The organism is Geminicoccus harenae (assembly GCF_019800005.1).
Taxonomy (GTDB): domain Bacteria; phylum Pseudomonadota; class Alphaproteobacteria; order Geminicoccales; family Geminicoccaceae; genus Geminicoccus; species Geminicoccus harenae.
In genome coordinates this window covers 21,248-30,643 of record NZ_JABGCL010000041.1, presented here as the reverse complement: position 1 = coordinate 30,643, position 9,396 = coordinate 21,248, and the positions used below count along the sequence as shown (strand labels likewise).

Below are 9,396 nucleotides of genomic sequence, written 5' to 3'. Positions count from 1 at the left end.
GCCTTCGTCCACATCTTCGACCGGGTTTGCGCAGAGCACAGCATCGAGCACCGCCTGACCAAGGTGAACCACCCTTGGACCAACGGCCAGGTCGAGCGCATGAACCGCACGATCAAGGACGCTACCGTCAAGCGCTACCACTACGACAGCCATGAACAGCTCCGGGTCCATCTGCAGCTGTTCGTGGACGCCTACAACCACGCCCGCCGGCTCAAGACCCTGCGCGGCCTGACCCCCTACGAATTCATCTGCCAGGTCTGGGCAAAAGAGCCCGACCGGTTCAGGCTCGATCCGTCACACCACACCATGAGGATCGCGACGTCGAGCTGATCGAGGCACGGCTCACCGGGGTGATCCAGGGGCGCTGCGAGGTGGTGTCGATCCGGCCGCCGCCGGTGATGATCAAGAAACGCGCCCGCACCTGAAAGGGAGCGGAAGGATGAGTGCCACCCGATGCAGGGCCCCTGGCAGCGCGTCCAGCCTGCCGCCGACGGGCATGCTCGACCTACCGCCTTCTAAGCGGTTGTAGACCGAAAGTTCTGCAGACCTTCCCGGTGAACCGGTTTATCAAAGCCGATGCAGGCGCGTTCATCGCGCACTGCATGGGCGTCGAGTTTCGGCGAACCCAAGAAGACCGCCGCCTAACCTGCAGGCGGTCTGGTCGATGCAGAACTCAGCAGGCCGCCTCGGACTCCGGGGCGGCCGTCCCTGTCATCCGCGCCCTGTTGATCCCGCCGCGGCTCTTGCCGCCGGTGATCCATGGCGCATGGGGAAACATCATGGCCGACTTCCCGGCGATGTCGTTCTACACGGACGCCTATCTCGCCGACACAACCCACCTGACCACTGAGGAGCACGGTGCCTACCTGCTCCTCCTGTTCGCCGCCTGGCGCTCACCGGGCTGTTCCTTGCGCGGTGATGACACCTTCCTCGCACGTGTGGCCAAGGTCACGCCCGATCGCTGGAGGAAGCGCCTACGGCCGATCCTGGCGCCTTTCTGGCGGATCCGGGACGGGATCTGGACACAGAAGAAGCAGCAATCTGTTCGCGAAAAGCTCGGAGCGATTTCGGAGAAACGCGCCAAGGCCGCGCGGCAGGCTCGGGCAACTAAACCCTTGGTGGAGCACGAGGCCGCTCCAGCAACCGAGGAGCAAACGGCCCCCTATCCAAAACCAAATACCAAAACCAAAGAATCACCCCCTACAGTCCCCCTCCCGGGGGACGAGCGTGTGCTCCCAGAGTTCGAGGTCTGGTGGCAAGCCCATCCCCGGAAGATCGGCCGCAGGGCGACGCTGGAGGCCTACCAGCGGGCCCGGGCCGAGGCGGAAACTGATGGGCTGCTGGCAGCCGTGAAGGCGGCTGCGGCTGCCTGGAAGGCCGAGGACACGCAGGACCGGTTCATCCCGCACCCGGCGAACTGGCTGGAGCAGCGGCGGTGGCAGGATGTCGCGCCGTCAAGTGAACCAGCGGCGCCGGCTGAGCCGATCGAGCTGGCGCGGCTCAGTGCCGGGGCGCTGCTGGCGACGCAGAGCCGGGCCCGATACGACGCGCTGCTGGCGCGGGTGGGGCCGGAGGGGCTGGTGGGGATGTGGAGCGGCTGGGCGACGGGCGGGATACACGGGATCTGTTCTTGGCGGTGGAACGAGCGGCATTGGCGCAGCAGGTAGCGGCGGCGCCAATCGCTCGAGCATCGTGATCAGGACGCCATCCACTCCTGAAACGTTACCCGCGGCCTGGCCGGAGCAGCATCATTTAGAATAGTGCGTAGCCGATCAGCCTTGGCGCCATCGATCGCTAGAAGCCTCGCTAGCCGGCGAAAAAGCTCTGTATCCTCACCGCGGACCGACAGTTCCACTCGCTTGTAGCCACGCGCAGCCTGTCGTTCGCGATGTTCTTGAACAGCTTCTGCCATATGACCCTCAATAAACTATTCTGATCTTACAGATTGGAAGACGTTATTATAGTTGGAGATCCACAACTTCTGAACAACCGCGGTAAATGCCTTATCGAGCATCCCGCAGACTAAGATTCCACTGGAGTCGAAAAAAATCAATCAGGATCATGCGTCATGCCGCCGCAGAAGGGTTGCACGCCGGTTCTACGCGCCAATGGGCGTGGTACAGAACAGCTTTGGCGCTAGAGCCTCAGCATGCTCCAGCCATTGACTCCGGGAACGCGATGCTCCGGCAGCACGTCGGGACGAAGAACTGCGAGATGGAGAGCGGGGCACAATCCACGCTCGGCGCTGCGCGCAGAGGATCTGCCCTGAACTCAGCAGATGGTGCAGGCGATCTCGGGCATGCCGGCATAAGACAGAAAATCGCCACAATGGGCGAACGCCGGGACCGACCGAAACTCCTCCCGCTCGAATTTTCTTACGAGCGCCGAGCAGTAGGCGAAAGAGAGCCCGCGACAACGCGCCAGCCTTGTTCGCACTCAATTGCTGGGACCACTGAGGGGACCATCAGCCAATCAGGCTTGAACAACCCAGCTATCTCAACGGGTTAACGAGAGAAAGTGGAGGCCGGAGGGGGAATCGAACCCCCGATAGCGGATTTGCAGTCCGCTGCATTACCACTTTGCTATCCGGCCGGCGGAGCAGGTTCTAGGCAGAGGTGCGGGCGCGGTCAACGCGGACGTGGCGCATCCCGGCGAATGGGAATGACTGGCCGCCCGGCACAGCGGATCGACAGACGGGGGCCCTGCTTGCTATGAGCCGCCTCGTCCGGCACCGGCCCGGACTCGACGAGATTCTGGGTGCTTGCATGAACGACTTCGCCGCCCGCCGCCACATGATGGTCGAAGCCCAGCTCCGGCCGAGTGCCATCGATGACGAGCGGCTGCTCCAGGCGATGGGCCAAGTGCCGCGCGAGGCGTTCCTGCCCCGGGCGCTCAAGGGCGTGGCCTACGGCGACGAGGACATCGTGCTGGGCGACGGCCGGCGGCTGATCGAGCCCCTGGTGCTGGGCAAGCTCCTGCAGGCGGCGGCGGTCCGCCCCTCGGATGTCGCCCTGGTGATCGGCTGCACCACCGGCTATTCGGCCGCCGTGCTCGGCCGGCTGACCAGCACCGTGTTCTGCCTGGGCGCCGATGCCGAGCAGTTGGCCCAGGCCGAGAAGGTGTTCGCGGAAATCGGCTGCGACAATGCCGTGCCGGTGGTGGGCGACCCGGCGGAGGGCCATCCGGCGCAGGCACCCTTCGACGTGATCCTGATCGCCGGCGCGGTCAGCGTTGTACCGGAGAAGCTGAAGGCACAGCTCGCCGAGGGTGGCCGCCTAGCGACGGTCCTGCAGTCCGGCCGCGCCGGCAAGGCCGCGGTGATCACCCGGGTCGGCCAGGCCTTCGGGATGGTCACCCCGTATGACGCGGCTGCCCCGGAAGTGCCGGAGCTGCGCCCGGCACCGGCCTTCACTTTCTGAGGGACAGGCTGACGGACCGGATGGCCGCTCCACCCGGTCCGGCGGCCCGTGCCCCTCGCAGCGACAGGGACCGATCGATGACTGCCCGACCGCTCGCCATCGAGGTCGAGGAACTGGCCCGGCTCCGGGCAGGCCCGGATGCGCTGGTGCTGCTCGATGTCCGTGAGCCCCGCGAGCTGGCGATCTGCCGCTTCCCGGACAGTCTGGACATCCCGATGGGCAGCCTGCCGGCACGCCTGGCCGAGCTGCCGGCCGACCGCCCGATTGTGGTGGTGTGCCGCTCGGGCGCCCGCAGCATGCAGGTCACCCAGTGGCTGCGGGCGCAGGGCCGCGACGATGTCAGCAACCTTTCCGGCGGCGTGCTCGCCTGGGCCGAGCGGATCGACCCGAGCTGGCAGAGCTACTGAGGCACCGGCGCCACCATCGGGTGAAGATTGAGGCGCAACTCGCCGCCTGGTTGCGCCATGACCCGATCCGAATCTACCATGCCGGCATGGCGGCGCTGGCTGCCCGGTTGCAGCCGTGCCGGACGGCCGCACCCGACGTGAGGACAGGATGAGCGAGCCGAAGAAGGACGTGCCCGAGCCGTCGATGGAGGAGATCCTGTCCTCCATCCGCAGGATCATCGCCGAGGAGGACGACGTGCCGCCGCGGCCCCTGACGGAGCAATCCGGGCGGCCCGAGCCGGCCGGCGACGACGTGCTGGAGCTGACGGAGCGGATCGACGAGCCGCGGCCACGGCCGGAGTTCCATCCGGCCCCGGTCCGCCCGACGGAGGCGCCGCCGCCCGCCCCTGCCCATCGGCCCGAGCCCAGCCCGGCAGTCGCAGCTTCCCAGGAGCCGCCCTTGGCCGAACCGAACCCGCTCGTTTCCAGCGCCGCCGCGGCCAGCAGCGCCGCGGCGCTCAGCAAGCTGGCCCGTGCCGCCACGCCGCCGCCCCCGGAGACACCACGGCCGATTGCCGGCCTCACCGTCGAGCAGCTCCTGGTCAGCATGCTGGAGCCGATGCTCAAGGAGTGGTTCGACAAGAACCTCCCGGCCCTGGTCGAGCGGATCGTCGAGGACGAGGTCAAGAAGCTGGTGCGCCGCGCCGAGCTGCAGTGATGCGGCGTTAACGTCGTCTTCACGACCGGGCTCTATGCTTCGTTCCACCGGAAGGCCGGTGATCGGCCCGGTTCGGAACGGCGACGAATGCTCACCAGACGACATGCCTTGCGGTCGGGAGCGGCAGGTGGCGCAGCCTTCCTGGCCGGCTGCGCCTATCGGCCGCCCGGCTATGCCGATTCGAGCCTTGTCCACGTCCCCTGGCTGATCGATCGCGAGAAGCTGCTGTTCGTGCTTGAGGGCGACGACGATCCTGCCCTGCCGGCGCGCCCGGCCACCTGGGACTTTTCGACCAGCACAGGCATCCAGTACCACCGTCGATGCTTGGCCGAACGCCCGCAATCAACCGGCATCTGCCGGCGCGACGGAAGTGGCTTCGCGAAGCTCGGCAAGCCCGACGAGTTCCATCAGGCTGCGATCATGGATCCGGCAGGAGGACGGATTCGGTACACCAGGACCACGGCTTTCCTCGAAGACGATCCTGACGACCGCGTTGCCTACGATCTCTTCGCGCTCGATCTTGCCAACGGACAGGAACATCGGATCACGAGGTTCCAGTTCTACCGAGCTTCGGCCGCTGGCTTCGGCGACCGCGGTTTCTGGCTGAACATCTCCGACAGTGAGGATGACGTCGCACGGATCACGCAGAACCGGCACGAACTCCTCGCCTTCCAGCACCGCCCCATGGACGCGCTCCTCTGGGTCGACCCCTCAGGAAGGCAGAAGCCGAAACGGATCCGCCAGGTCGGCGGTCGCGTGCTTCTGGCTGGCGCATTATTCATTCTGAACGACGAGATGATGGTGTGGGGCCGCACCGACTTCCTCCGGGCGGAGCGACCCGACCGGTACCTCTACGACCTCTTCCGCGGTCCCTCGGACGACATGCGCCGCGTCACTCACGTAGATGGCTACGCCCGCTCGCGCAGGTGCGCGCTTCGGTCTCCGGACGGCCTTCGTCGAGTGGAGTCGCATGGGTGGAGGCATGATGGAGCGGAGCCGGCAGCAGATGGTCGACCTGGGCAGCGGACGCGTGACGGATGTGGTCGTGCCCGAGATGCTGGGTACCTATGCGCAAGTGATCGAACGGCGTGCCTGAACGGCAGGCAGCGGCTGGGCCGGGACTGGATGGCTGCCTTCCGCCCCGGCGACTTGTTCGCAGGCCTCCTTTCCCCTAAATCGCGGAGCGCTCCTGCCCGGCCCCGGGCCTCATTGGGATTCCGCCGATGCTCGACAAGACCTACCGACCCACCGAGGTCGAGGCCCGCCTCTATGCCGAGTGGCTGGAGCGCGACGCCTTCGTAGCGAGCGGCAACGGCGAGCCCTGGTGCCTGATGATGCCGCCGCCGAACGTCACCGGCAGCCTGCACATGGGCCATGCCCTGACCTTCACCGTGCAGGACACGCTGACCCGGTTCGAGCGCAAGCGCGGCCGCCGGGCGCTGTGGCAGCCGGGCATGGACCATGCCGGCATCGCCACGCAGATGGTGGTCGAGCGCAAGCTCGCCGCTGAGGGCCACGAGCGCCGCGCCATGGGGCGCGATGCCTTCCTCCAGGAAGTCTGGGCGTGGAAGGAGGAGAGCGGCGGGGCGATCGGCCGTCAGCTCCGCCGGCTGGGCGCCAGCCCCGACTGGTCGCGCGAGCGCTTCACCATGGACGAGGGACTCTCGGCCGCGGTGGTCAAGGTGTTCGTCGAGCTGCACCGCCAGGGCCTGATCTACAAGGACAAGCGGCTGGTCAACTGGGACCCGAAGCTGCAGACGGCGATCTCCGACCTGGAGGTCGTCCAGACCGAGGTCGACGGTAGCCTCTGGCACTTCCGCTACCCGATCGTGGAGCGGCCCGGCGAGTTCATCACGGTCGCGACCACCCGGCCCGAGACCATGCTGGGCGACAGCGGCGTCGCCGTGCACCCCGAGGACGAGCGCTACCGCCACCTGCACGGCCTGCACGCCATGCTGCCGATCGTCGGCCGCAAGATCCGCATCGTGGCGGACGAATATTCGGATCCCGAGAAGGGTACGGGCGCGGTCAAGATCACCCCTGCCCACGACTTCAATGACTTCGAGGTCGGCAAGCGCCACGGCCTGGCGCAGATCTCGGTCCTGGACCGCGAGGGCAGGATCGCCGGCGAGGGCGTGCCGGCCGCACTGGTCGGCCTGGACCGGTTCGAGGCGCGCAAGCGGGTCGTGCAGGCCATGGAGGAAGCGGGCCTGCTCGACAAGGTCGAGAAGCACAAGCACATGGTGCCGCACGGCGACCGCTCGGGCGTGCCGATCGAGCCCTATCTGACCGACCAGTGGTATTGCGACGCGGCGACGCTCGCAAAGAAGCCGATCGAGGCGGTCGAGAGCGGCAAGACCGTGTTCGTGCCGAAGCAGTACGAGAACACCTTCTTCGAATGGATGCGCAACATCCAGCCCTGGTGCATCAGCCGCCAGCTCTGGTGGGGCCACCGGATCCCGGCTTGGTACGGGCCGGACGGCCAGGTGTTCGTGGCGGAGAGCGAGGCGCAGGCAGAGGCCGACGCTGCCGCGCATTATGGCCATGCCGTCGAGCTCACCCGCGATCCCGACGTGCTCGACACCTGGTTCAGCTCGGCACTTTGGCCGTTCAGCACGCTGGGCTGGCCGGAGCAGACCCCGGAGCTCGAGGCCTTCTATCCCACCGACGTGCTGGTGACCGGCTTCGACATCATCTTCTTCTGGGTAGCCCGGATGATGATGATGGGCTGCTGGTTCATGGGCGACGTGCCGTTCCGCACGGTCTACATCCACGGCCTGGTCCGCGACGAGACCGGCCAGAAGATGTCCAAGACCAAGGGCAACGTGGTCGACCCGCTCGACCTGGTCGACCAGTACGGCGCGGATGCGCTGCGCTTCGGCATCCTGGCCTCGCTGGCGCAGGGCCGGGACATCAAGTTCGGCGAGGCCCGCGTCCAGGGCTACCGCAACTTCGTCACCAAGCTCTGGAACGCCTGCCGCTTCGCCGAGCTGAACGGCGTCGTGCTCGACCCGGCCTTCGATCCGCGCACGGCCAGGCAGCAGCTCAACCGCTGGATCCTGGGCAGGCTCGCCACCACCGCGAGCGAGGTGACCGAGGCATTGGCCGCCTACCGCTTCAATGACGCAGCGATGGGGCTGTACCGGTTCATCTGGGACGGGTTCTGCGACTGGTACCTGGAGCTGGCCAAGCCCTTCTTCCAGGGCGGGGACGACGAGGCGGCCGCGGCGGAGACCCGGCGGACCATGGGCTACGTGCTCGCCAACGTGCTCCAGCTCCTGAACCCGCTGGCCCCCTTCGTGACCGAGGAACTGCACGCCCGGCTGTTCGGCACGCCGGACGGCCGGCTGATCAGCGACCCCTGGCCGGAGCTGCCGGATGGGCTGAACGATGCCGAGGCGGTTGCCGAGATCGAGTGGCTGATCGGGGCCATCTCCGCCATCCGTGCGGCGCGCGCCGATGTCAACGTTCCTGCCGCGGCAGTGCTCGACCTGCAGGTCGAGGAAGCGAGTTTGCTTACCCGCGCACGCCTGCAGCGCCACCGCCCGGCCCTGGAGCGGCTGGCGCGGGTCGGCAGCATCGCGCTGGATGCGGCGCGGCCCGAGGGCGGCGTCGCCCAGCTCGTCGTGGACGAGGCGACCTTCGTGCTGCCGCTCGGCAGTGCCATCGACCTGGACGCGGAGCGCAAGCGGCTGGCCAAGGAGATCGAGAAGGCCAGGAAGGATTCGGCGGCGGCCGCCGGCCGGCTGCGCAATCCGGGCTTCCTCGCCAAGGCCGACCCGGACGTGGTCGAGGAGATCCGGGCGCGCGTGGGCGAGCTCGACCAGCGCGCCGCGCGGCTGGAGAAGGCGCTGGCAGCGCTCTGATCCCTCGGCCTGCGCCCCGCGCAGACGACCGGGCCGGCACCTGTCAGTGCCGGTCCGGCTTCAGGAGACGGGCGTCACCAGCTTGGGGTCGGGCTCGAGCAGACGGTGCAGATGCACCACGAAATAGCGGACCTGCGCGTTGTCGACGGTGGCCTGGGCCTTGGCGCGCCAGGCCTTCTCCGCCTCGGCGTAGTTGGGAAAGATCCCGACGATGTCGAGCTTGGCGAGGTCCGAGAACTCGATCTGCGACGGGTCGGTCAGTTCCCCCCCGAACACGAGGTGCAGGAGCTGCTTGGTCATGGTGGCGGTCCCGGGGATGGTGCCAGGTGATCAGGACCGCGTCAGACTGAAGGCACGGGCAGCGGAAGGGAACGCCGTCCCGCCCGCTGCGACCGGCTGTCGCGTCCGCTTCAGGCCTGGGCCGGCTCCATCAGCCGGTGGGTCATGGGCAGGGTCACCTGCCAGCGGCCATGGTCGTCCCGGCCGAGATTGCCGCTGTCCGCCTGCAGCAGGACTTCCGCACCCCCCTCGGTCAGGACGCTCATCGTGACCACAAGGCCTTCGATGCGTCGGACCCGTCCGGTCCAGATCAGGTCGGTCAGGCGCATGGCCCCGTTCGGCGCCGCACAGATCGACTTCACGACGATCTCGTCACCGAGCAACAGCCCACTCATCGTCTATCCCCCGACTGCTCGCGCCGAGCCTGATCGGAACCATACCGGGCGGAACCGATGCCGGTCATGGTAAATCAATGGGGTGCGACCATTATGCCGACTTCGACGTAGCATATTTCCGGTCGATGTGTCGCCATGCCGCCGTCGGTGGCAGATCAGTCGATATTATCGTCTACTGATCATACCATTCGACACTTGCTGACCGGCCCAACCGGACTACAGCGCGCCTACTGGATTACCGACGGCAGGTCCGTGGCCTTGTCCTGACACCCAGCCCACTGCCAATTATTATCAAACCGGCCGGCACCTGCTTCCGGAAAGCATGTGATCCTG

9 protein-coding genes and 1 tRNA gene are annotated in these 9,396 nt (G+C 67.1%); 6 read left to right on the top strand and 4 right to left on the bottom strand.

The window, feature by feature from the left end; all coding sequences use genetic code 11:
- Both HLA95_RS23850 and HLA95_RS23845 read left to right on the top strand, forming a co-directional pair.
- On the top strand, positions 1-330 hold a 330-nt coding region (locus HLA95_RS23850), incomplete at its 5' end, for an integrase core domain-containing protein (RefSeq protein ID WP_222184768.1).
- 449 nt (positions 331-779) lie between these two features.
- Positions 780-1,667 (top strand): YdaU family protein, encoded by an 888-nt coding sequence (locus tag HLA95_RS23845; RefSeq protein ID WP_222184766.1) that lies wholly within the window; start codon positions 780-782, stop codon positions 1,665-1,667.
- A gap of 851 nt (positions 1,668-2,518) precedes the next feature.
- Here HLA95_RS23845 and HLA95_RS23840 read toward each other — a convergent pair.
- Positions 2,519-2,592: transfer RNA gene (locus tag HLA95_RS23840), tRNA-Cys, on the bottom strand.
- A 119-nt stretch (positions 2,593-2,711) separates the two neighbouring features.
- On the opposite strand from HLA95_RS23840, the gene HLA95_RS23835 reads away from it, so the two are divergent.
- From HLA95_RS23835 to HLA95_RS23825, 3 genes are all read left to right on the top strand, one after another.
- Positions 2,712-3,419, top strand: coding sequence for a protein-L-isoaspartate O-methyltransferase family protein (locus tag HLA95_RS23835; RefSeq protein WP_255592201.1), 708 nt, complete (start codon positions 2,712-2,714; stop codon positions 3,417-3,419).
- 77 nt (positions 3,420-3,496) lie between these two features.
- Positions 3,497-3,826, top strand: a complete 330-nt coding sequence (locus HLA95_RS23830) for a rhodanese-like domain-containing protein (RefSeq protein WP_191061231.1) — start codon at positions 3,497-3,499, stop codon at positions 3,824-3,826.
- 148 nt (positions 3,827-3,974) lie between these two features.
- Positions 3,975-4,523 (top strand): DUF2497 domain-containing protein, encoded by a 549-nt coding sequence (locus tag HLA95_RS23825; protein WP_222184764.1) that lies wholly within the window; start codon positions 3,975-3,977, stop codon positions 4,521-4,523.
- A 342-nt stretch (positions 4,524-4,865) separates the two neighbouring features.
- Here HLA95_RS23825 and HLA95_RS23820 read toward each other — a convergent pair whose 3' ends face one another.
- Positions 4,866-5,201: a hypothetical protein gene (locus tag HLA95_RS23820; RefSeq protein WP_191061265.1), complete on the bottom strand. Its 336-nt coding sequence runs from the start codon at positions 5,199-5,201 to the stop codon at positions 4,866-4,868.
- A gap of 545 nt (positions 5,202-5,746) precedes the next feature.
- Here HLA95_RS23820 and HLA95_RS23815 point away from each other — a divergent pair.
- On the top strand, positions 5,747-8,389 hold the full coding sequence (locus HLA95_RS23815) for a valine--tRNA ligase (RefSeq protein WP_222184762.1): 2,643 nt from the start codon (positions 5,747-5,749) through the stop codon (positions 8,387-8,389).
- 60 nt (positions 8,390-8,449) lie between these two features.
- On the opposite strand, the gene HLA95_RS23810 is transcribed toward HLA95_RS23815, so the two are convergent.
- Complete coding sequence (locus HLA95_RS23810; protein WP_191058175.1) at positions 8,450-8,689, bottom strand: DUF4170 domain-containing protein; 240 nt, start codon at positions 8,687-8,689, stop codon at positions 8,450-8,452.
- A gap of 110 nt (positions 8,690-8,799) precedes the next feature.
- The gene (locus HLA95_RS23805; protein WP_191058176.1) at positions 8,800-9,063 is read right to left on the bottom strand and encodes a hypothetical protein; all 264 of its coding nucleotides are present in this window, start codon (positions 9,061-9,063) and stop codon (positions 8,800-8,802) included.
- Positions 9,064-9,396: the final 333 nt, after the last annotated feature.

Excerpts from the sequence above, each read along its gene's own strand:
- HLA95_RS23810 (WP_191058175.1), bottom strand. The coding sequence starts at position 8,689 with ATGACCAAGCAGCTCCTGCACCTCGTGTTCGGGGGGGAACTGACCGAC.
- HLA95_RS23815 (WP_222184762.1), top strand. The coding sequence starts at position 5,747 with ATGCTCGACAAGACCTACCGACCCACCGAGGTCGAGGCCCGCCTCTAT.
- HLA95_RS23835 (WP_255592201.1), top strand. The coding sequence starts at position 2,712 with ATGAGCCGCCTCGTCCGGCACCGGCCCGGACTCGACGAGATTCTGGGT.
- HLA95_RS23825 (WP_222184764.1), top strand. The coding sequence starts at position 3,975 with ATGAGCGAGCCGAAGAAGGACGTGCCCGAGCCGTCGATGGAGGAGATC.
- HLA95_RS23805 (WP_191058176.1), bottom strand. The coding sequence starts at position 9,063 with ATGAGTGGGCTGTTGCTCGGTGACGAGATCGTCGTGAAGTCGATCTGT.
- HLA95_RS23845 (WP_222184766.1), top strand. The coding sequence starts at position 780 with ATGGCCGACTTCCCGGCGATGTCGTTCTACACGGACGCCTATCTCGCC.
- HLA95_RS23830 (WP_191061231.1), top strand. The coding sequence starts at position 3,497 with ATGACTGCCCGACCGCTCGCCATCGAGGTCGAGGAACTGGCCCGGCTC.